This is a genomic window from Pseudomonas cistanchae (assembly GCF_054483635.1).
The window spans coordinates 316,086-336,455 of the sequence record NZ_JBTLWN010000007.1 but is presented as its reverse complement, the minus strand read 5'-3'; the positions used below and the strand labels follow the sequence as shown (position 1 = coordinate 336,455).

General features: G+C 61.5%; 17 protein-coding genes and 1 pseudogene. 6 read left to right on the top strand and 12 right to left on the bottom strand.

The window, feature by feature from the left end; all coding sequences use genetic code 11:
- Nucleotides 1–99: 99 nt before the first annotated feature.
- The 4 genes and pseudogenes from ACX0MV_RS19695 to ACX0MV_RS19680 form a co-directional block, all read right to left on the bottom strand.
- Nucleotides 100–1,269, bottom strand: a complete 1,170-nt coding sequence (locus ACX0MV_RS19695) for an iron-containing alcohol dehydrogenase (protein ID WP_458984188.1) — start codon at nt 1,267–1,269, stop codon at nt 100–102.
- 8 nt (nt 1,270–1,277) lie between these two features.
- Nucleotides 1,278–2,666 (bottom strand): aldehyde dehydrogenase family protein, encoded by a 1,389-nt coding sequence (locus ACX0MV_RS19690; RefSeq protein WP_458984187.1) that lies wholly within the window; start codon nt 2,664–2,666, stop codon nt 1,278–1,280.
- 217 nt (nt 2,667–2,883) lie between these two features.
- Nucleotides 2,884–4,257 carry a glutamine synthetase family protein gene (locus ACX0MV_RS19685; RefSeq protein ID WP_458984186.1) on the bottom strand — a complete coding sequence of 458 codons (1,374 nt, stop codon included), beginning with the start codon at nt 4,255–4,257 and terminating at the stop codon, nt 2,884–2,886.
- Nucleotides 4,258–4,730: 473 nt separating this feature from the next.
- Nucleotides 4,731–4,895: pseudogene (locus ACX0MV_RS19680) on the bottom strand (con-10 family general stress protein); the annotation flags it as partial.
- Nucleotides 4,896–5,272: 377 nt separating this feature from the next.
- On the opposite strand from ACX0MV_RS19680, the gene ACX0MV_RS19675 reads away from it, so the two are divergent.
- From ACX0MV_RS19675 to ACX0MV_RS19665, 3 genes are all read left to right on the top strand, one after another.
- Complete coding sequence (locus ACX0MV_RS19675) at nt 5,273–5,803, top strand: DUF2243 domain-containing protein (RefSeq protein WP_458984185.1); 531 nt, start codon at nt 5,273–5,275, stop codon at nt 5,801–5,803.
- A gap of 45 nt (nt 5,804–5,848) precedes the next feature.
- Nucleotides 5,849–6,097, top strand: a complete 249-nt coding sequence (locus ACX0MV_RS19670; RefSeq protein ID WP_458984184.1) for a metallothionein family protein — start codon at nt 5,849–5,851, stop codon at nt 6,095–6,097.
- Nucleotides 6,098–6,262: 165 nt separating this feature from the next.
- Nucleotides 6,263–6,994 carry a TylF/MycF/NovP-related O-methyltransferase gene (locus ACX0MV_RS19665; protein ID WP_458984183.1) on the top strand — a complete coding sequence of 244 codons (732 nt, stop codon included), beginning with the start codon at nt 6,263–6,265 and terminating at the stop codon, nt 6,992–6,994.
- Between the two features lie 54 nt (nt 6,995–7,048).
- Here ACX0MV_RS19665 and ACX0MV_RS19660 read toward each other — a convergent pair whose 3' ends face one another.
- The gene (locus ACX0MV_RS19660; protein WP_458984182.1) at nt 7,049–7,828 is read right to left on the bottom strand and encodes an MBL fold metallo-hydrolase; all 780 of its coding nucleotides are present in this window, start codon (nt 7,826–7,828) and stop codon (nt 7,049–7,051) included.
- 89 nt (nt 7,829–7,917) lie between these two features.
- Between ACX0MV_RS19660 and ACX0MV_RS19655 the strand changes: the two genes are divergently transcribed.
- Nucleotides 7,918–8,886, top strand: coding sequence for a GlxA family transcriptional regulator (locus tag ACX0MV_RS19655; protein WP_458984181.1), 969 nt, complete (start codon nt 7,918–7,920; stop codon nt 8,884–8,886).
- Between the two features lie 178 nt (nt 8,887–9,064).
- On the opposite strand, the gene ACX0MV_RS19650 is transcribed toward ACX0MV_RS19655, so the two are convergent.
- The 4 genes from ACX0MV_RS19650 to ACX0MV_RS19635 form a co-directional block, all read right to left on the bottom strand.
- Nucleotides 9,065–10,081, bottom strand: coding sequence for an alpha/beta hydrolase (locus ACX0MV_RS19650; protein ID WP_458984180.1), 1,017 nt, complete (start codon nt 10,079–10,081; stop codon nt 9,065–9,067).
- Between the two features lie 209 nt (nt 10,082–10,290).
- Nucleotides 10,291–10,719: an organic hydroperoxide resistance protein gene (locus ACX0MV_RS19645; RefSeq protein ID WP_458984179.1), complete on the bottom strand. Its 429-nt coding sequence runs from the start codon at nt 10,717–10,719 to the stop codon at nt 10,291–10,293.
- Nucleotides 10,720–10,830: 111 nt separating this feature from the next.
- Nucleotides 10,831–11,643: an alpha/beta fold hydrolase gene (locus ACX0MV_RS19640; RefSeq protein ID WP_458984178.1), complete on the bottom strand. Its 813-nt coding sequence runs from the start codon at nt 11,641–11,643 to the stop codon at nt 10,831–10,833.
- Between the two features lie 164 nt (nt 11,644–11,807).
- A complete protein-coding gene (locus ACX0MV_RS19635) occupies nt 11,808–11,936 on the bottom strand; it encodes a hypothetical protein (RefSeq protein WP_458984177.1) in 129 nt (42 codons plus the stop codon).
- A 395-nt stretch (nt 11,937–12,331) separates the two neighbouring features.
- Between ACX0MV_RS19635 and ampC the strand changes: the two genes are divergently transcribed.
- Complete coding sequence (gene ampC / locus ACX0MV_RS19630) at nt 12,332–13,492, top strand: class C beta-lactamase (protein ID WP_458984176.1); 1,161 nt, start codon at nt 12,332–12,334, stop codon at nt 13,490–13,492.
- A gap of 40 nt (nt 13,493–13,532) precedes the next feature.
- On the opposite strand, the gene ACX0MV_RS19625 is transcribed toward ampC, so the two are convergent.
- On the bottom strand, nt 13,533–15,473 hold the full coding sequence (locus tag ACX0MV_RS19625; protein ID WP_458984175.1) for a hybrid sensor histidine kinase/response regulator: 1,941 nt from the start codon (nt 15,471–15,473) through the stop codon (nt 13,533–13,535).
- Nucleotides 15,474–15,939: 466 nt separating this feature from the next.
- Between ACX0MV_RS19625 and ACX0MV_RS19620 the strand changes: the two genes are divergently transcribed.
- A complete protein-coding gene (locus ACX0MV_RS19620; RefSeq protein WP_458984174.1) occupies nt 15,940–18,051 on the top strand; it encodes a putative bifunctional diguanylate cyclase/phosphodiesterase in 2,112 nt (703 codons plus the stop codon).
- Nucleotides 18,052–18,379: 328 nt separating this feature from the next.
- Here ACX0MV_RS19620 and gdhA read toward each other — a convergent pair whose 3' ends face one another.
- Together gdhA and ACX0MV_RS19610 are read right to left on the bottom strand one after the other, a co-directional pair.
- On the bottom strand, nt 18,380–19,717 hold the full coding sequence (gdhA, locus tag ACX0MV_RS19615) for an NADP-specific glutamate dehydrogenase (protein ID WP_458984173.1): 1,338 nt from the start codon (nt 19,715–19,717) through the stop codon (nt 18,380–18,382).
- Between the two features lie 219 nt (nt 19,718–19,936).
- Nucleotides 19,937–20,341: a RidA family protein gene (locus tag ACX0MV_RS19610; protein ID WP_458984172.1), complete on the bottom strand. Its 405-nt coding sequence runs from the start codon at nt 20,339–20,341 to the stop codon at nt 19,937–19,939.
- Nucleotides 20,342–20,370 lie beyond the last annotated feature (29 nt).

The window sequence follows — 20,370 nt, the reverse complement described above, 5'->3', positions numbered from 1 at the left end:
CGTATGCCCTGTTGGTGGACAAGCTGCGCATGTCCACCCTACACCGCAGCCGTAGCCGGATGCCTGCAGGCTACGCGACCAAACCCGCTTATCAGGCCGTTAAAGATCGCCACGCAGGGCTTTCTCGAACAGCTGACGATACTGCGTGGCACTGAAGGTGATCGGGTTGGTGCCTGCCGAAGGGTCGACCTCCGCCATCTGCCCGACCTGCTCGATACGCCGGTCGTCGATGCCGATCTCACTCAGACTGTGGGGAATGCCCACCTCGTTGCGCAAGTGCAGCACCCAGTCGAGCACACCGGTGAAGCCCGGTTTGGCCAGATTCAGGTAACGCGCCATCTTGGCCATCTGCGGCTCGATGCTGGCGCGATTGGCCACCAGCACAAAGGGCATCAGCACCGCGTTGAGTAACCCATGGTGGGCGTCATACAGCGCACCGAGCGGATGAGCCAACGCGTGCATGGCGCCCAGCCCGCGCTGAAACGCGGTCGCGCCCATGCTCGAGGCCACCAGCATCTGCAGGCGCGCCTCAACATCGTTGCCATGGCTCACCGCCCTTGGCAGGTAGTGTTGGATCAGGTGCATGCCTTCCAGGGCGATGCCTTCGGCCATCGGGTGGAACAGCGGCGAACAGTACGCTTCGAGATTATGCGAGAGCGCATCCATACCGGTGGCCGCGGTGATTTTCGGCGGCAGCCCAAGGGTGAGCTCAGGGTCGAGAATCACCAGGGCCGGCAACATCTTCGCGTGGAAGATGATGCGCTTGATCTGCGCCTCGTCGTCGGTGATCACCGAGGCGCGCCCCACTTCCGAACCGGTACCGGCGGTGGTCGGTACCGCCACCACCGGCGCCATGCCACTGACGTTGACCCGGTTGCAGTTGTCGCCGATGTCCTCGAAATCCCACAGCGGCCGATCCTGCCCGACCATCAGCGCGATGGCCTTGCCGGCATCCAGCGCCGAGCCCCCGCCAAAGGCGATCACCCCGTCATGGTTGCCGGCCTTGAATGCGGCGACGCCAGCGGTCACGTTGGGGCCGGTGGGGTTTCCCTTGATGCCATCGAACAGACCGGCTTTCAGGCCATCATCGCGGCATTGGCGCAGCGCCTGCTCGACCATCGGCAACGCGGCGAGGCCGGGGTCGGTAACCAGCAGCGGCGCGCTCATGCCCAGTTGCCGGCAGGCGGCCGCCAGTTCGGCGACGCGGCCCGCGCCGACGCGCACCGAGGTCGGGTAATTCCAGTTCATGCGGTACTGATTCAGGTCCATAACGTGCCTCACAACTGGGTTTTGAAGTGGAAGGATTTCGGCCGGGTCAGGTGCTCGTAGCCGACACTGGAAAGCGTGCAGCCGCGCCCGGAGTTCTTCACCCCGGTCCAGGCCAGCGCCGGATCAAGGTAGTCGCAGCGGTTGAGAAACACCGTGCCGGCCTCGACGCGGTCGGCCAGTGCCAGCGCGGTCTCGACGTCGCGGCTGAAGATGGCGGCGGTCAGGCCGAATTCGCTGTCGTTCATCAACGCCAGGGCCTCTTCGTCGTCGCGAACCCGCTGGATGCCCACCACCGGGCCAAAGGATTCTTCGGTCATCACCCGCATGCCATGGTGCACGCCGGTCAGCAACTGCGGGGCCAGGTAAGGCGTGCCGCGCTTGCCCAGGGTGAAGGTCGCGGGATCGATATGGGCCGTCGCGCCTTGCGCCAGCGCCTCGCTGATCTGATCGCGGACGAAATCCGCTGCATCGGCCTTTACCAGCGGGCCGAGGGTGGTGTCCGGGTCGTCGGAGCGACCCAGCGTGTATTGCTTGACCAGCGCCACGGCCTGTTCGACGAAGGCGTCATACAGCGACTCATGCACGTAGATGCGCTCGATTCCGCAACAGGATTGCCCGGAATTGAAGAAGGCGCCGTCGATGGTGGTTTCCACCGCGTGAGCGAGGTCGGCGTCGGCGCGGACGTAGGCTGGGTCCTTGCCGCCCAGCTCCAGCCCGGCGCTGATAAAGCGCCCTGCCGCCGCGCGCTCGACCATGGCGCCACCCGGTACCGAGCCGGTAAAGGCGACGTGCTGGATCGCTGGCGCCTGGATCAGTTGCTCGGTGTCGGCATGGCTCAGGTGCAGGTACTGGAACACCCCATCCGGCAAGCCGGCCTCGGTGAACGCCTCGACCATGCGCTCGGCGCACAGAGGTGTCTGCGCCGAGTGCTTGAGCAGCACGGCGTTGCCGGCCAGCAATGCCGGCATCACCGCGTTCACGGCGGTCAGATACGGGTAATTCCAGGGCGCGATGACCAGCGCTACGCCCAGCGGCTCGCGGCGGATAAAGCGAATAAACCCGGGCTTTTCCGGCACCTTGATATCCGCCAACGCCTGCTCGGCAATATCCGCCATATAGCTGGCACGCTCGACAAAGCCGCGCACCTCGCCTGCGGCATAGCGGATCGGCCGGCCCATCATCCAGCACAGCTCTTCAGCCAGTTGCGTTTCCCTTGCGGCAAAGGCAGCAATCGCCTTGCGGCCGATGGCGATGCGCTCTTTCAATAGTGTCCGCCGCCATGCCTGCTGGGCCTGTTGCGCTTTGGCCAGCGCACTGGCGATCTGCGCGGCGCTGGCCAGTTCGCGTTCGACATACAGCGAGCCGTCGATGGGTGAAATGCATTGCAGTCTGCTCATTGCTCACTCCGTAGAATTCTGTGGCGAATAACAGGTAGGCCTGCTGTGTCTCTATAAGTCTGGTTCTCGTGGGGTGGATGGCGCACCCACCAATACGCGGGTGGATGAAACAGCGTCACCCACTTACCTAGCTTGTTTGCCGTCCGCGCCGCCAAGGGTGGACAAGCCTTCGGCATGTCCACCCTACAAAAAGCCCGTCCCTTGGGTTATGCGGCGCTCAGATGATTTCGAAGTAGCGATCAAGCTCCCAGTCGCTGACGTGGCGGCGGTATTCGCGTTCCTCCCATTCGCGGCTGGCGGCGAAGTGCTCGACGAACTCACTGCCGAACAGCTCGCGCGCGGCCTCGGAGGCTTTAAAGCGCTGCGCCGCATCCCACAGGGTGCGCGGCAGAGCCAGGTGTTCCGGGTGTTTCTGCGAATAGGCATTGCCCTCCACCGGATCGGTCGGTTCCCACTGGTTCATCACCCCGTACAGGCCGGAGCCAAGCGCCACTGACAGCGCCAGGTAAGGGTTGCCGTCCGCGGCGCCGAGGCGATACTCCTGGCGCTGGGATTTGTCGCTGCCAGGAATCACGCGCAGCGCGGCGGTGCGGTTTTCCACGCCCCAGGTGGCATCGGTGGGTGCCCAGAAGCCTGGAATCAAGCGCCGGTAGCTGTTCAGCGTCGGCGCCACCATGCACAGGAATTCCGGCATCAGGCGTTGCTGGCCGGCGAGAAAATGACGCTGGATCGCGCTCATGTTGTGCGCCTGGGTCGGGTCGTAGAATGCCGACTTGCCGGTAGCCTGATCGCGCAGCGAAACGTGGATATGCCCGCTCTGGCCAGGGTACTTGCCCGACCACTTGGCCATGAACGTGGCCATCAACCCGCTGCGCTGGGCCAGCACTTTCATGAAGGTCTTGAACAGCGCGCCCTTGTCCGCCGCTGCCTCGGCATGGTCGTAGGCGATGGCTGCCTCGAGCACACCGGGGCCGGTTTCGGTGTGCAGGCCTTCGATGGGGAAATCCATGCGCTCGGCCATGTCGAGAATTTCGTGGTACAGCTCGGCATGCACCGAGTTGCGGATCATCGAATAGCCGAACCAGTCCGGGGTAAACGGCTTGAGGTTGCGGTAGCCCTTTTCCCGAGCGGAGTCCGGGGTTTCCTCGAACATGAAGAACTCGTACTCCAGCGCTGCAAAAGCGTCGAAGCCCATGTTGTGGCACCGCTCGATCACCCGGCGCAGGGTGCCGCGCGGGCAGACCTTCTCTGCCGCTTCGGCAAACTCGCAGATAAACAGCAACATGCCGTTCTCAAACGGCAGCTCGCGACAGGTATGCGGCAACACCCGCACGGGTGCGTCCGGGTAGCCGGTGTGCCAGCCGGTGTATTGGCCGTTGTCGTACAGCTGGTCCTTCACATCCCAGCCGAGCACCACATCGCAAAAGGCGAATCCGCTGCCCAGGGCGGAGATGAACTTGCTGCGGCTCAGGTATTTGCCGCGCATCACGCCATCGTTATCGAACACCCCAACCTTGACGTGACTGAGCTCGCGCTCCTCGACGATGCGCCTGGCATCCTCGACAGTTTTTACATCCCGCGGATTGAGCATAAATCCCCCGTTCTTGTTGGTATGAACCTCACCTGCAGCGGCAGAGGTTCGAGCCAGGTCCATAGGCAAACGACACCCCGGCATCAAAGCCCATTGAGTGTGGTACAGGTTTGCCAACTTGGCTGAAGGGTTAGGAAAAATCTGCGGGCTGGGCGGGGACGGTCAAACCGGGACGCATGGCGCTGGGTGAGTCGCTTCGCTCCCTTTTGATTCAAAGCAGCGTTGAGTGAAAGATGCTGATATCAACTTAATAGTGGCTTGACTCTTGAATAGCATTCGCCAATACAACTACTTAAATGATTGCAACCTCCTATCACAGTCACTCTCACGGATATTGCCGATTTATAACTTAGACATCATTTTGATTACATACACGAGTCGCTACCAATCCTCGCTGTAGGCTAATAGGCGAGAACAAAAAAAGGGAAGACTAAAAAGCCTTCCCCTTTCGGTGTTACACAATGGGTTCGCCACTAGTTGCGGCCGCCACCGTGCCCGTTCTGCCCGCCTTTGCGGCCGGCCTCAGAGGCTTTCTCGCGGTCATTGGCGAAGTTACCACCGGAAGCCTGACCGCCTTTACGGCCAGCTTCTGAAGCCTTTTCACGATCGTTAGCAAAATTACCCGAGTTGGAGTTTCCTGAATTAGGCATGACTATATCCTCATAAATTGAAATTTAACGAAGCAAGTACTTGCAGAGTTTCTGAAGGGTAGTGACCTGTAAAAGTTCTGACTGGTTAATGTAGAGGTGACGAACGGCTCACTTACACCCGGCTTATGATTAAACAGCCTTATTAAAGCTAAAACTCATTCCACGAATTTATAAATTTAATATTAATTCGCCGCTTTACACTTCGACGTTTAGGCTGTTGCTATCGCTTCAATATCAGCCGTCCACAGCGTCTCGTTAAACGCACGCCCTGACCAAAAATTCGATATGGAACGGCCATCGCAACCTGTAATCGAAACTTCAGGCGCGCAGCTTCGCTGCTTGCGGCCTCGCCAAAAGGGAAACCCGTGAAACACACCGCCAAGTCCCTTGACCCTTCTACTGCACCGCACTTCCCGCTGAGTGCGGGGATTCTCGTTGGTCTGGGCCTGGGCGGTTTCTTCGATGGCATCGTTCTGCACCAGTTGCTGCAATGGCATCACCTGTTGAGCAGCGCCGGTTACCCGCCCACCAGCCTGGCCAACCTGCAACACAACACATTGTGGGACGGCATCTTCCACGCCTCCACCTACGTGTTCGTGCTGTGCGGCCTTGTGCAACTCTGGCGCGCAGCGCATCGCCCTCACCTGTACTGGTCGAGTCGCCTGCTGGTCGGCTCATTGCTGGTCGGCTTTGGCCTGTTCAACCTGGTGGAGGGCATCCTTAACCATCAGATCCTGGGCCTTCATCACGTCAATGAAACCGTCGCGCCGCAGTACTGGATCTACTGGGACCTGGGCTTTCTGCTCTGGGGGCTGCTGATGCTGGTTAGCGGTGCGCTGTTGCTGCGCTCCAGAGCAAGCCAGCTGGGTAAGCGCGAGCACGACGCCACACCTTGACCACCCAGCGTCAAATAGCGCTGGGACACCCTTCAGGAGAGAACAATGACCGATCAACAATGCGCCTGCCCAACCTGCTGCTGCAGCGTCGATACCGCCATCGCCCAGGTGCGTGGCGCGGCCACCTATTGCAGCGAAGCCTGCGCCAGTCAGCATGCCGAGGGGCAGCACTGCCCGGCAGCGCAGTGCAACTGCGAGCAGGTCGCCAAAGCGCCGAGGGCTGCTGTCAGCGAGGACCAACTGGATGATGCGCTGGAAGAAACCTTCCCGGCCAGCGACCCGATCTCCCCGTAATCTGCGCCGGTAATCCGTTGCGACAGCTGAAGCGCAGCGCCGGTGCCGATGGCCGAACCCATTCGTTCGGACTATTCTGCTGGCCGAGCCGACGCCCGACGTACCCCGTGTGCGGCGCGTGCGGCGCGTGCGGCGCACCTCCCAGACGATTATTCGGAAAATAAAATGAGCGACAGTCAAACAAGCGAAAAAAAACCGATAAAGATGCCGGTCGAGCTCAGCAAGGAAGAACAGGAAATCGTCTCCTACGTCATGAACAACGGTCTGACCCTGGTTTCCTACGAGCGCCTGTGGGCGACCCTGATGGCCTGCAAGCACGCAATCGAGCGCAATATCGAGGGTGACTTCGTCGAGTGCGGCGTTTGGCGCGGTGGCAATGCCCTGCTCGCCGCGGCGATGTTCAAGCTGCACAAGGTCACCCGCAAGGTGTACATGTTCGACACCTTCAAGGGCATGACCGCGCCGACCGATGCCGACAAGTATTTCTCCAACGGCGCCCCGGTGATCGACACCTTCCTCAGCAAGCAGCGCGACACCCACAACGAGATGTATTACTCGTCGCTGGACGAGGTGAAGAACAATTTCACCAAGGCCGGTCTGCTCGACGACAGCATCGTCTTCGTCGAGGGCGACGTGCTGCAAACCCTCGAAGACCCAGCCAACCTGCCGGACAAGATCTGCGTGCTCCGCCTCGACACCGACTGGTATGAATCGACCAAGAAAGAGCTCGAAGTGCTCTATCCGCGCATCACCATCGGCGGCTCGGTGATCATCGACGACTACGGCCATTTCACCGGTTCGAAACAGGCCACCGACGAATACTTCGCCGCCACGCAAAAACGTCCCTTGCTGCTGTACACGGACTACACCGGCCGGATCGGGGTGAAGTTCGACTGATGCCGGCGATGCGGTTGCCCCGCGCGAACAACCGCATCGAGCGTCCCCCTCCCCCTACGCGTTGAACGTCAGCACCTGACCATCGCCTGGTATCGACAGGCGTGCCGCGACCCCGGCCTGTTGCGCGGCCAGCGCCAGTTCGGTGCGGGTTACCGGGCAATGGCTGAGCGCCTCCAGGTGGTTGGCCACCACCCGACCGGTGGCCAGGCGGGCAAAGGCAATCACGTCATCGACGCCCATGATGATGTCGCCCCCCAGATCGAACCGCGCGCCACCGGCCGGCACCACGCTGACCTGCGGTTGATGCGCGCGGACGAAGGCCTCGACCCTTGGCGTCAACCGCGTATCGCCCGCCAGATAGAGGCTGGGTTCGCCTGGCATCTCGATCAGGTAGCCGACCCCATGCTCCATCAGCTTGCCAACCAGCCCGTAACCGTGGGTGCAACGCACCGTGCGGATCTGCCCGCCGAGAAACGCGCTCGGCTGCTCATGCCGCTCGGGCAGCGGCTGCACGTTGAGGCCGCGTTTGCCGAGGTAGGCCGCATCGTGCGGGGTGCAGATGACCGGCGTCTGGGTGTCCCTGAGCCAGCGCGCACCGAGCCGATCGAGGTGGTCGAAGTGGCCTTTCTGGCAGTGGGTGATCAGGCAATGGGTGACCGATTGCAGCGCCGCGCTCGCCGAATCGGGCAGGTCGACCAGCGGGTTGCGCTGCCGCGCGCCGAACAGGCGCAACGGCGGCAGTGCGTCTTTCGCCGCCAGCATCGGGTCGAGCAGCACCCGGTGCGGGCCGAGTTCGAGAATAAGAGTCGCGTTGCGCAGCTGGTGGATTTGCATGGCCTAGCCTCCGGTAAGAGGCCCCATTGTGTCGATGCACGGGCGCGCCCAGAATGGCAAGCCTGGACACAATCAATTCGGTTTCAGCCATGGCCACTCCCCTGCGCATTGCTTTACTGCTGTTCCCCCACTGCATGCCGGCCGGCCTGTTCGCCTTTGCCGACCTGCTTAACGCGGCCAACCGGCGCGCCGGCAAAAGCCTGTTCGACTGCCGCTTCGTCGCACTGCAGGCGGGTCCGCTGGAATGTGCCCAGGGCCTGACGCTGGACGTGACGACAGCACTCGAACCGCGCGAGCTGGACGCGATTCTGCTGCCCGGCTTCTGGGCCGAGTCGGCGCAGCAGGTCGAGGCCGCCATCGAGGCGAATGCCGCGCTGATCGCCGCACTGGCGAAGAGCCCGCGAAGGCTGCAACTGTGGAGCTATTGCGCGGGCGTGAGTCTGCTGGCGGCCAGCGGGCGGCTGCACGAACAGCCAGCGACCATCACCTGGTGGCTCACCGAGGCCATGACCCAGGCCTACCCGCAGATACGCTGGCAGAGCGAACGCAGCTGCGTGGTCAACCCCGGCAATGCCACCGCTGCCGGGGTCAACGGTTACCTACCGATCGCCCAGGCGCTGATCGAGCAGCGGCTTAGCCCCGACGCGCTGAACGACCTGATCAAGCTGATGGTGCTGCCGCGCCCCGCCCAATCCCACCGCGCCTTTCACGCGATGAGCCTGATCGAACAGCCGAGCACGCTGCTGCGCCGTCTGCACGCCTTGGTCGAGCGCACGCCCGCCGAGCAGATCACCACCCTGCGGCTGGCCGAACAGCTCGGCCTGTCGGAACGCACCCTGGCCCGCAAGGTCAGCCGCGAAACCGGCGTTGCGGTTGCCGCCTACGCCCGCTGCATCAAGCTCAACCAGGTCAGTGAGCGCCTCACCCTGACCTCGGCTTCAGTCTCGCGAATCAGTCAGGAGCTGGGTTTCAGCAGCGATTCCAACATGCGCCGGATGTTCAAGGAACTGACCGCGCTGACGCCGCTGGAATACCGCCAGCGCTTCGCCCGTTACTGACCCGCCTGCCGGCTGCGTTGGTAGGGCAGCGCGCCGGCGCGCAAGAATCGCAGTGAACGGATGCAGGCACTGATCGAGTTTCTCGAAGCTTCGCTGAAAGGCGAAAGCCTGACCGAGAAACAGGCAAAAGCCCCGGCGCTTGCGACAGCGGCGGGGCTTGCCATTCACTCGATTACGATTACTTCAGGTTGGCTTTCAGCGCCTCGGCCGCCTGTTGCAGGGCGCTTTGCGTGCCGGGAATCTGGCTGATCACGTTGAGCAGACCGAAGTCGTGGATCATGCCGTTGTAGCGCACCGAGGTGACGTTGACCCCGGCCGCGTCCAGCTTGCGGGCGTAGGCTTCGCCTTCATCGCGCAGCACGTCGAACTCGGCGGTCTGCACCAAGGCCGGCGGCAGGCCCTTGAGCTGTTCGAGCGAAGCCTGCAACGGCGAGGCGTAGATCTCGGCGCGCTGCTTCGGGTCGGTGGTGTAGTTATCCCAGAACCATTGCATCAGCGACTTGCTGAGGAAGTGACCATCGGCGAACTGGTTGTATGAGGCGTTGTTGAAATTGGCATCGGTTACTGGCCACAGCAGCAGCTGGAAGCTGATTGCCGGGGTGCCCTTGGCCTTGGCCATCAACGCAACCACCGCGGCCATGTTGCCACCAACACTGTTGCCGGCTACCGCCAGGCGCTTGCCATCCACGCCGATCTGCTCGCCATGCTGCGCCACCCACTGGGTCGCGGCGTAGGCCTGGTTGATCGCGGTCGGGTACTTGGCTTCCGGCGACGGGGTGTAATCGACATACACCGCCGCAGCGCCCGAGCCGACCACCAGATCACGGATCAGCCGTTCATGGGTCGGGTAATCACCCAGCACCCAGCCACCGCCGTGGAAGTACATGAACACCGGCAGTGTGCCGGTGGCGTTCGCCGGACGCACGACCTTCAGGGCAATCGACAGGCCATCGACGCTGATGGTTTTATCCTCGACCTTGATCCCGGAGACATCGACCTTGACTCCGGCTTGCGCACCCACCAGCACGGCGCGGGCGTCCTTCGGGCTCATCTGCTCGAGCGGTGTGCCGCCACCGGCGGCCAGGGCATCGAGGAAACCCTGGGTGTTGCGCTCGACGCCAGGGCTGCCCGCGGCGAAGGCGGTGTTGACGGCAAGGGCGAGTACGGCGATCGACAAACGTTGCTTGATGTTCATGGTGAGTCTCCGAGGTGGAGGGCCGCCATCCAATGGCGGCCCTCCGAAGGGGTTAGCAGGCCGTTAAAAACTATCTACGTTGGCAATACGGCGTTAAAAACAGGCCGGGACGCGGCGTCTCGGAATGCTCATTTACAGCACGTAAACTCCGCTTCCTCGCCTGTTTTTGCCTTGTCTTGCCTGCCTCGCTTACGTTTTTAAATGGCCTACTAGTCGATCAGCGTCAGGGTGACGTCGATGTTGCCGCGGGTGGCGTTGGAGTATGGGCAGACGATGTGCGCACGCTCGATCAGGGTCTGTGCCTGAGCGCGGTCCATGCCTGGCAGGCTGATGCGCAATTCGACTTCGATGCCAAAACCGTTGGGGATTGCGCCGATCCCGACCACGCCTTCGATGGAGGCATCGGCCGGCATGGGCAGCTTGTCGCGACCGGCCACGAACTTCATGGCGCCGATAAAGCAGGCCGAGTAGCCGGCAGCGAACAGTTGCTCGGGGTTGGTGCCCGCACCGCCTGCACCGCCGAGTTCTTTCGGCGTGGTCAGGGCGACGTCGAGGATGCCGTCGGAGGAGATGGCACGGCCGTCACGGCCGCCGGTGGCTTCTGCGTAGGCACGGTAAGCAATGGTTTGAATCGACATGGTGGTAATCCTCTGGTTCGTATGGGTAAGGGTGTACGTGGGTGTTGCTGGCTAACCGGCCGGTATGGCCGATCAGCCCAAGCGAAACTTTAGAATCCGTAGGTGACATCTTTAGCGAGCAGAAACCTCGGCCGCTTCGATGATCAGTGCTGCGACTTTCTCGGGGTTGGACGTCATCACGACATGGGACGCGCCCGGCACGGTAACGGTCTTCTTCGAGCCGGCGCGCTCGGCCATGAACTTCAGCGCCGCTTCGGGAATGTTCTTGTCCGCCGAGCCGTAGATGAACCAGGACGGCAACTGCTTCCAGGCTGGATCACCCGAGGCTTCGGTCAAAGCGAACTCGCTGATCGGGCGCTGGGTCGCGGCCATCAATGCTGAATCGGCGGCGGCGACGTCGGCTGCAAACTGCTGACCGAACTTGTCCTGCTGGATATAGAGGTCCTTGTTGCCGTCATCGAGCAGCACCGGGGGAGCCAGGGTCGGGCCAAGGGTGCCGCCGGGGTAACGACCGGACAGCTCAAGGGCGGTTTCGCCTTTGTCCGGGGCGAATGCCGCGACGTAGACCAGCGCCTTGACCTTGGCGTTGTCACGCCCGGCGTTGGAGATCACCGCACCACCATAGGAGTGGCCAACGAGAATCACCGGGCCGGCGGTTTGCTCGACGATGTCGGCGATGTAGTCGGCATCATGGGTAACCCCACGCAGCGGGTTGGCTGCGGCGATCACCGGGTAGCCCTTATCCAGCAGGCGGGCAGCGACGCCATTCCAGCTCGAGGACTCGGCGAATGCGCCATGGACCAGCACGACAGTGGGCTTGGCACTGGCGCTCTGCGCTGCAGCAACCGCAACATTCAATGGGCCGAATGCGAGGGCGGTGGTTGCTACGGCTACGGCGGTCTTGAGGAACTTGAATGTACGCATGATGGTTTCCTTTTCGTTCATGGTTGGGTTCGTCAGCGCTAGCCGATGCCGGCGCCTGGTGATCTGTTAACGGGTTTGGCTTTATCCAGCAGGTGTAAACCCTGGTTAAGCCAAACGTCTTCGTTCAATAAACAAATCTGAATCTGCTAAGTCTGGCGCGGCGATCAACCCTGGTGGTTGATCAGCCATTCCGGGTACAGGCCTTTGCCGTCCCGCTGGTTGGGCTGGCTGTTGTCAGCCAGAACAGGAGCAGAAAGAACCAAGGTGGCGGCGAGAGCGATCAGGGTTTTCATCGTTAATCTCCAGAAATATCGAGTTGTTTGGTTGGGTGGCGAAGACCACTGCAAGGTCTTCCCTGGGCCTTCGCGCTAATGTTTTGTGCGCTAATCAGTTCCATGGAGCGAACATTAGCGGCCAATAATTTAGCGCGCAAGTTATATTTTTGATCTTTTCGTTATACCTGCTGCGCGCTTACGGCATAAGCGAGTAACCACGGGGCTTCCAGGGCGTCATACACGCAGAAAATAATTACTTGATGCTGCCCACGTGCGACCTGATGTCGGCACTTATGCAACCGGCGTAACTCGCGATCGCCGGAAGAGAAATCATGCTCGGAGATACATCGCCCTTGGGAAGGGCCTGATGAGGTGGTAGGTTTCCACTCCCGATCTGTCTCAAGGAAACCTCGATGCGCCCTTTCGCAACAGGCTGTGTGCGCCTTCTGCTATTGGCCTGTAGCAGCGCTTTCGCCAGCATCACCTCGGCCGGCGATGCGCAACAGCCTAGCGATGCCCATGTGCGGGCCGCCGCCGAAGCGGTGATGCAGCAGTACGGCATTGCCGGCATGGCCATCGCACTCACCGTCGACGGCAAACAGCGCTTCTACAATTTCGGCGTTGCCTCCAAGCAAACCGAACAGCCCGTGACACGCGACACGCTGTTTGAGATCGGCTCGATCAGCAAGACCTTCACCGCCACCCTGGCGACCCTGGCCCAGGCCAACGGGCGCCTGGCACTCAGCGACAGCCCGAGCCGGCACCTCGCCCAGTTACGGGGCAGCAGGCTTGACCACGTGACGCTGATGCACCTCGGCACCCATACCGCCGGAGGCTTCCCGCTGCAGGTTCCCGAACAGGTCCACAACGATCAGCAACTGATGGACTACTTCAAGGCCTGGCAGCCCGAATTCGCCGTGGGCACCCAGCGCACCTACGCCAACCCCAGCATCGGCCTGCTCGGGGTGGTGGCCGCCAAGAGCATGAACCTGCCGTTCGATGTCGCGGTGCAGAGCGAAGTATTCGCCAAACTTGGCATGCACAACAGCTACTACGATGTTCCGCCAGCGCAGATGGCGCGCTATGCCCAGGGCTACAACAAGGAAGATGCACCTGTCAGGCTCAATCCGGGGGTGTTGGCTGCCGAGGCCTACGGGGTGAAGACCAGCAGTGCGGACCTGTTGCGTTTCGTCGAAGCCAACCTGCACCTTGCCGAAACCGAAACCCGGTTGCAGCGCGCGCTCGATGACACCCGCACGGGTTACTTCAGGCTCGGTGCGATGACCCAGAGTCTGATCTGGGAGCAATACCGCTACCCGGTGGCGCTGGAGACTTTGCTGCAAGGCAACTCCAACGCGCTGGCTTACGAAAGCAAGGCCGTTACCCCCATCGACCCGCCCGAACCGGCACAAGACGCCATGTGGGTGAACAAGACCGGCTCAACCAATGGCTTTGGCGCCTACGTGGCATTCGTACCGGAGAAGAAGCTCGGCATCGTCGTGCTCGCCAACAAGAACTACCCCAACGAGGCGCGGGTGAGCCTGGCGCATGGGATTTTCAGTGAGCTGGATTGACCAGGCGCGGAGCCGCCCCATCCGCCATCAGCGACGAACGTTATGGGGCCTTGGCCAGATTCACGGCGTGGTAGACCGCATGGGCCAGGGCTTCCTGATCGAAGGGTTTGTTCAACCTGGGCAGCCCATCGATGATATCGGTCGGCTCTTCGCTGTACCCGGTCGCGAGAACCACCGGTAGCCGAGGATGGCTGCGCTGTATCGCCTTGGCCAGCTGGGTACCGGTCATCTTGGGCATGACCTGGTCGGTAAGCACCAGATCAAAGCGGGTGTGTTCGAGCGCGACCAGAGCTTCGGCAGCCGACGACGCCTGCACCACCGTACAGCCGAGGTCCTCCAGCATCGCGGTCGCACTGAGCAGCACCAGCGGATCGTCGTCTACCGCGAGCACCACCAGATCATTGGTGCCGGCTTGGGTCGATGAAGGCTTCGTGACCGGACGCGGCTTCGCCCTCATTTCAACCGCAGCGGGCAACCACAGTTCTGCGGTGGTTCCTTGGCCAACCTCGCTCTTGAGGAACAACCGGCCTCCCGACTGCTCGGCCAGTCCATGGACCATGGACAATCCCAGCCCCGTACCCTTGCCTACGCCCTTGGTGGTAAAGAACGGTTCCTTGGCGCGCTGCAAGGTTGCCTCATCCATGCCTTCGCCGCTGTCGGTGAATGACAGGCACACATAGTTACCGGGCTTCATGCCCTCGCGGTCGTCGGTGATCTGCCGCTCTTTCGACGAGATGACGATCACCCCACCGTTCGGCATCGCATCGCGGGAATTGACCGCCAGATTGAGCAGCGCCATTTCCAGCTTGTTGCTGTCCGCCAGCACGGATTTGAGAAACAGCGGGAAACGCGTCTCGATGGTGATCTGCGGGCCGAGCGAGCGTTGCAGCAGCTCGGCCATGCCGCGAACCAGCGTGCGCACATCAATCAGTTCCAGCTTGAGGTCCTGGCGCCGCGCGAATGCGAGCATGCGCTGGGTCAGGCTGACGCCGCGGTTGGCGCCCTGAATGGCGTTGTCGAGCAACGAAAGCACCCGCGGATCATCATCGACGCGCTTGCGCACCAGTTGCAGGCTGCCCAGGATGACCATCAGCAGGTTGTTGAAATCGTGGGCGATGCCGCCGGTCAGTTGGCCGAGGGATTCTATTTTCTGTGATTGGAACAGCGCTTCGCGGGCCTTCTCCAGTGCCAACTGGGCTTCTCTGGCTTGGGTAACATCCCGAGTGATCTTGGCGAAGCCAAGGAGCGTGCCGTCTTCACTGCGAATGGGGTCGAGCACCACGCTGGCCCAGAACCGCGTGCCGTCCTTGCGCACCCGCCAGGACTGGGTCTCAAACTTGCCGTCGCGCGCCGCGGTGTCGATTCCGCGCTGCGGTTCGCCTTTCAGCCGGTCCTCTTCGGTAAAGAACAGCGAGAAATGCTTGCCGATGACTTCTTCCGGCAGATACGCCTTTATCCGCTGTGCGCCCATGTTCCAGTTGGTGATGAGCCCATTCGGGTCGAGCATGTAGATCGCGTAATCGGTGACGCTCTGCACAAGCAGCCTGAACTGCTGCTCGCTTTGCAGCAGGGAATTTTCCGCCTGCCTGCGCTCGGTCAAGTCGCGGGTGATCTTGGCGAAGCCCAGCAGCCTGCCGTCGTTGGCAACGATCGGGTCGATGACCACGTGGCACCAGAAGTGGCTGCCATCCTTGCGCACCCGCCATCCCTCACCTTCGAAACGACCTTCGGTGGTGGCGATGCGCAGCGCGCGTTGCGGCATGCCGGCGCGCTGATCTTCGGGGGTATAGAACCGCGAGAAATTGGAGCCGAGCACCTCGGCCTCTTCATAGCCCTTGAAGCGTCTGGCGCCAGCGTTCCAGCTGGAGATCGAACCGTCCGGAGCGAGCATGTAAATGGCGTAGTCGGTTATCGAGTCGACCAGCAACCGATATCGGCTTTCGTCCACCATGGAGGCGTCCAACCGTTCTCCTGGGTACATTGACAAGGCTCCAGACAGCGTGAGTGATTGGGCAGGTTCGATGTGCAGATGCGCGAAAAGGTCAGCCGTTATCCGCGATATCGTTGAAAAGTACGAGAAATATTCTGACTTATTGTCGTGACGTAAGTGCAGACTTTCACCGCGCTGCGGTTCACGAAATCACGCTTGCAAGCGACCCATCAGAGCCTGTTTTCAAGACTCTCAGGCACGTAGCCGACGCATCCCCAAGCGGCTGAAACGCCCTCCTCACCTCAGCTCGCTGCAAACCAACAGCAGTCCGTTACAGGCTGATGAATGCACGGCTACCGCCGGTCGAATTCCACGGCAACCGGCTCAAGGGATTGGCGAAATGCGCGATTAATTGTCAGGGACCAGGGTTTTCGTCCTCGGTGACTTGGCGCGGCTAACCGGCATCTGTCAGCACCGCCTATCTCAGGATCAGGCCCTCCCCCAGGTAACTCGATAAATGCTCGTTGGTAGCTACAACCACATTCTGGTGTTCTTTTCCTTCGTCGTGGCGGTGCTCGCGTCCTATACCGCGCTCGACATGGCCGGCCGTGTCGCCACCGCACGAGGCAAGGCCGCCCGCCGCTGGCTGATGGGCGGGGCGTTTTCCATGGGCTTCGGCATCTGGTCGATGCACTTCATCGGCATGCTCGCATTCAGCCTGCCGATCCCTTTGGGCTATGACCTGGCCATCACCGCGGCCTCGCTGGTCATCGCGATTGCCGCTTCGGCGCTGGCGCTGTGGCTGGTCTGCCAACACACGCTGCCGTTGTCGCGCCTGGCTCAGGGCGCCACATTGATCGGCTGCGGGATTGCCGCGATGCACTACACCGGCATGGCCGCGTTACGCATGCAGCCAGGGATCGTCTATCACAGCGGCTGGCTGACGGCTTCCGTGGTGGTCGCCGTGCTCGCGTCGGCCGCGGCACTCTGGCTGGCGTTCCGCCTGCGCGCGGAGTCCTCCCATGTCCGGGCGTGGCGCGGCATCTCGGCCATCGTGATGGGTTTCGCGATCGTCGGCATGCACTACACCGGCATGGCGGCAGCGGACTTTCCCGAGGGCAGTTTTTGCGCGTCGTCGAACTCCGGCGTGGACATCGAGTGGCTCGCCGTTCTGGTGATCGTGCTGACGCTCGCCGTGCTGTTCATCACGCTGCTGGTTTCGGTACTCGATGGGCGCATCCATTCGCGCACCTCGTCCCTCGCCCAATCGCTCAAGCAGGCCAACAGCGAGCTGATGCAGCTGGCCTTGCATGACAACCTCACCAAGCTTCCCAACCGGCTGCTGCTGGAAGACCGAATCGAGCAGGCGCTAAACACCGCACAGCGCGAAAGCAGCTCGTTCGCGCTGATGTTCATGGACCTCGACGGGTTCAAGGCGGTCAACGATGCATTCGGCCACCACGTTGGCGACCTGTTGCTGATCGGTGTGGCCGAACGGCTGCGCGCCACGTTGCGGGCTCAGGACACCCTCGCCCGGCTCGGTGGCGACGAGTTCGTCCTGCTGGTGAAGATCGCCAGCCCGGACGACGCCGCAGCACTGGCGGAAAAGCTCTGCGACAGCATCAACCAACCGTTCGTCCTGCCACGGCATGAGCTGCATGTCTCGGCCAGCATCGGGATCGCCGTTTACCCGGGCGATGGCGAAGACGGCCGCGACCTGATGCTGCACGCGGACGCCGCGATGTATCACACGAAAAATTCCGGCCGCAACGGCCACAGCTTTTTCGAGGGATCGATGAACGCCAACTCGGCGGAAAAACTGCGCCTGGTGCATGACCTGCGCCTGGCCGTGCAGAACGCCGAGCTGCGCCTGCACTACCAGCCCAAATACCAGGCGCCCAGCGGCCCGGCCTGCGGCTTCGAGGCATTGCTGCGCTGGCAGCATCCGCAACGCGGGCTGCTGTACCCGGATGCCTTTCTGCCCCAGGCCGAAAAAACCGGGCTGATCATCCCCATCGGCAACTGGGTAGTGAATGAAGCCTGCCGCCAGCTACGCGAGTGGCACACCCAGGGCTACGAACAATGGACGGTCGCGGTCAACCTGTCGGCCGCTCAGTTCGAGCAGCCTGACCTGCTTCGGGTAGTGACCGAGGCCATCACCGAGCACGGCATTGCACCAGCCAGTCTGACGATCGAGGTCACCGAGACCGTCGCCATGCGCAACCCGGAAACCGCCATCGCCACCCTAAACAAGCTGACGACGCTGGGCATCAAGGCGTCGATCGATGATTTCGGCACCGGTTATTCCAGCCTGCTTTACCTGAAGCGATTGCCGGCCAGCGAGCTGAAAATCGACCGGGCGTTCGTCAAGGAAATGCGCATCGGCAACGAGGACTCGGTGATCGTCTCGGCCATCATCGCCTTGGCAAAGGCCCTCGGCCTCACCGTCGTGGCCGAGGGCGTCGAAACCCAGGAGCAGCGCGATTACCTGACGCAATTGGGGTGCCAGACGCTGCAAGGCTATTTCTTCGACATGCCTCTGACCGCCGAGCAGATTCACCTGCGCTGCGAACACGCCAAGGCCAACAACGCACCGTTTATGCCTCTGCAGGCCAGCCACGAACCTTGATGTGCAGTCAGCTGCCTGGCGGTTGCCGCACTTCAGCTCACGGCGACCGCTTTTTCAGGCCCCCGAGCCAAGGCGCTAACGCACTTGGTTGGACTTAAACTTGCGCAGCAAAACTTATGACCCAGAGGGCGCCTCGACCTCTGGGTGGATGACCAATTCGGCGACAGGGTTGCGTCGCTCCGTTGATCACCGGAACGCCTTTTGCGAACTTATGATTTTTGAGGACCGTCCAGAGACGCGAACGCTGTCGCTGGCGGAGAGGAGATGACCCGCTCCTTGCGAAGCGGGCACTCAGGTGCAGGCAGCTGTAGCCGGCCATGCCGGTGGGTTAAACCACGCCTTGTGCCAGCATGGCGTCGGCAACCTTGACGAAGCCGGCGATATTGGCCCCTTTGACGTAATTAATGCGGCCGTTTTCCTCGCCGTAATGCACACAGGCGCTGTGAATGCCTTGCATGATGCTGTGTAGCCGCTGATCTACTTCGCCGGCGGTCCAACTCAAACGCACGGCGTTCTGGCTCATTTCCAGGCCACTGGTGGCCACTCCGCCGGCATTGGACGCCTTGCCTGGAGCGAAGCAGATACCGGCTTCGAGGAACAGGTCTACGGCCTCCAGGGTGGAGGGCATGTTGGCGCCTTCCGCCACGCAAAAGCAGCCGTTGCTCAGCAGAGCGCGCGCATCGCCGGCATCAAGCTCGTTCTGCGTCGCACAGGGCAGCGCGATATCGCAGGGCAGGCTCCATGGCCGCTGGTCCGCATGGAAGTTGAACTGGAACTGCGCGGCCATCTCGCTGAGGCGGCCACGGCGTACGTTCTTGAGCTCCATCAGGTACTGCCAGTGCTCGTCGGTCAGGCCATCCGGGGTGTGCAGGGTGCCTTCCGAGTCCGACAGCGAGACGACTATGCCGCCTAATTCCATGACCTTCTGCGCGGCGTACTGGGCCACGTTGCCCGAGCCGGAAATGGCCACGCGCTGAACTTCGAAGCCGCGATTGATGCGCTTGAGCATTTCCTGGGCGAAATACACGCAACCGTAGCCGGTAGCTTCCGGGCGAATCAGGCTGCCGCCGTAGCTGATGCCCTTGCCGGTCAGCACCGATGTGAACTCGTTGGACAGACGCTTGTACTGGCCGAACAGGTAGCCGATCTCACGGCCACCGACACCAATGTCTCCAGCAGGCACGTCGAGGTCGGCACCGATATGACGGTACAGCTCACTCATGAAAGCCTGACAGAAACGCATCACTTCGTTGTCGCTCTTGCCCTTGGGATCGAAATCCGATCCGCCCTTACCACCGCCCATGGGTAGTGAGGTAAGCGAGTTTTTGAAGACCTGCTCAAACGCTAGAAATTTGAGCACACCAAGATTGACTGAGGGGTGGAAACGCAGCCCGCCCTTGTACGGACCGATCGCGCTGCTCATTTGCACGCGGTAACCGCGGTTGACCTGCACCCGACCGGCATCGTCAACCCAGGACACACGAAACAGAATTGCCCGTTCCGGTTCGACCATGCGCTCTAGAATGCCGGCCTTCAAATAGCGCGGATTGGCTTCAAGAAACGGCCACAAAGAACGCAGTACCTCTTCCACGGCCTGGTGAAACTCGGGCTGATCGGGGTCGCGCTGTTTCAGGCGAGAGAGGAAAAGGTCAACAGCCTCGGTCATGTGGATATCCTGCATTGCCCATACAGCTGGGCAGATTGGCTAAAAGTGCGGCGACTTTATCAGCCAAAAAGGCTCCCAAACAGTGCAAAATGTCGCCAAGGCGAATCTTTTTGGTGCATTTATATAAATAACGAACAACCTTGAACATTGCTGTGCCAGCACGCCCCCCGGACAAACCAGTATTGAACTCGCCGGCTCCGACCTTCGGCCGGTTCGGCGCTAGGCGACGTCCGGCAGCTTGGCGATCACCTTGATCTCGAACTGGAAGCCATACAGCCACGTCACCCCGACGGCGGTTAATGTCGGATGTGGCGCGTTGCCCCAGAATTCGGGGACGACCTTCCAGATCGTTTCGAACGTCGAGTCGGGATCGACCATAAATACGGTCACGTCGATCACCTCGTCGAACGAGCAACCGGCCTCGCTCAGGATCGCGTTGAGGTTGGTGAATGCGCCTCGCACCTGTGCTTCAAGATCAGGCTCGGGCGAGCCGTCTTCCCGGCTACCCACCTGCCCCGAAACGAACAGAAAACCGTTGGAGCGGATCGCAGGCGAGTAGCGATTGCGTTCGTAAAGCGCCCGGCGTCCGGACGGAAAAACCACATCGCGTGTATTCGTGCTCATGTCACATCTCCAGCAAAGGGTCGCAAATG

Bases quoted from the DNA above. Each gene is read 5' to 3' on its own strand.
- ACX0MV_RS19695 (WP_458984188.1), bottom strand. From the start codon at position 1,269: ATGGACCTGAATCAGTACCGCATGAACTGGAATTACCCGACCTCGGTG.
- ACX0MV_RS19670 (WP_458984184.1), top strand. From the start codon at position 5,849: ATGACCGATCAACAATGCGCCTGCCCAACCTGCTGCTGCAGCGTCGAT.
- ACX0MV_RS19625 (WP_458984175.1), bottom strand. From the start codon at position 15,473: ATGTACCCAGGAGAACGGTTGGACGCCTCCATGGTGGACGAAAGCCGA.
- ACX0MV_RS19645 (WP_458984179.1), bottom strand. From the start codon at position 10,719: ATGTCGATTCAAACCATTGCTTACCGTGCCTACGCAGAAGCCACCGGC.
- ACX0MV_RS19660 (WP_458984182.1), bottom strand. From the start codon at position 7,828: ATGCAAATCCACCAGCTGCGCAACGCGACTCTTATTCTCGAACTCGGC.
- ACX0MV_RS19690 (WP_458984187.1), bottom strand. From the start codon at position 2,666: ATGAGCAGACTGCAATGCATTTCACCCATCGACGGCTCGCTGTATGTC.
- ACX0MV_RS19665 (WP_458984183.1), top strand. From the start codon at position 6,263: ATGAGCGACAGTCAAACAAGCGAAAAAAAACCGATAAAGATGCCGGTC.
- gdhA (WP_458984173.1), bottom strand. From the start codon at position 19,717: ATGACCGAGGCTGTTGACCTTTTCCTCTCTCGCCTGAAACAGCGCGAC.
- ACX0MV_RS19640 (WP_458984178.1), bottom strand. From the start codon at position 11,643: ATGCGTACATTCAAGTTCCTCAAGACCGCCGTAGCCGTAGCAACCACC.
- ACX0MV_RS19620 (WP_458984174.1), top strand. From the start codon at position 15,940: ATGCTCGTTGGTAGCTACAACCACATTCTGGTGTTCTTTTCCTTCGTC.
- ACX0MV_RS19635 (WP_458984177.1), bottom strand. From the start codon at position 11,936: ATGAAAACCCTGATCGCTCTCGCCGCCACCTTGGTTCTTTCTGCTCCT.
- ampC (WP_458984176.1), top strand. From the start codon at position 12,332: ATGCGCCCTTTCGCAACAGGCTGTGTGCGCCTTCTGCTATTGGCCTGT.
- ACX0MV_RS19610 (WP_458984172.1), bottom strand. From the start codon at position 20,341: ATGAGCACGAATACACGCGATGTGGTTTTTCCGTCCGGACGCCGGGCG.
- ACX0MV_RS19650 (WP_458984180.1), bottom strand. From the start codon at position 10,081: ATGAACATCAAGCAACGTTTGTCGATCGCCGTACTCGCCCTTGCCGTC.
- ACX0MV_RS19685 (WP_458984186.1), bottom strand. From the start codon at position 4,257: ATGCTCAATCCGCGGGATGTAAAAACTGTCGAGGATGCCAGGCGCATC.
- ACX0MV_RS19655 (WP_458984181.1), top strand. From the start codon at position 7,918: ATGGCCACTCCCCTGCGCATTGCTTTACTGCTGTTCCCCCACTGCATG.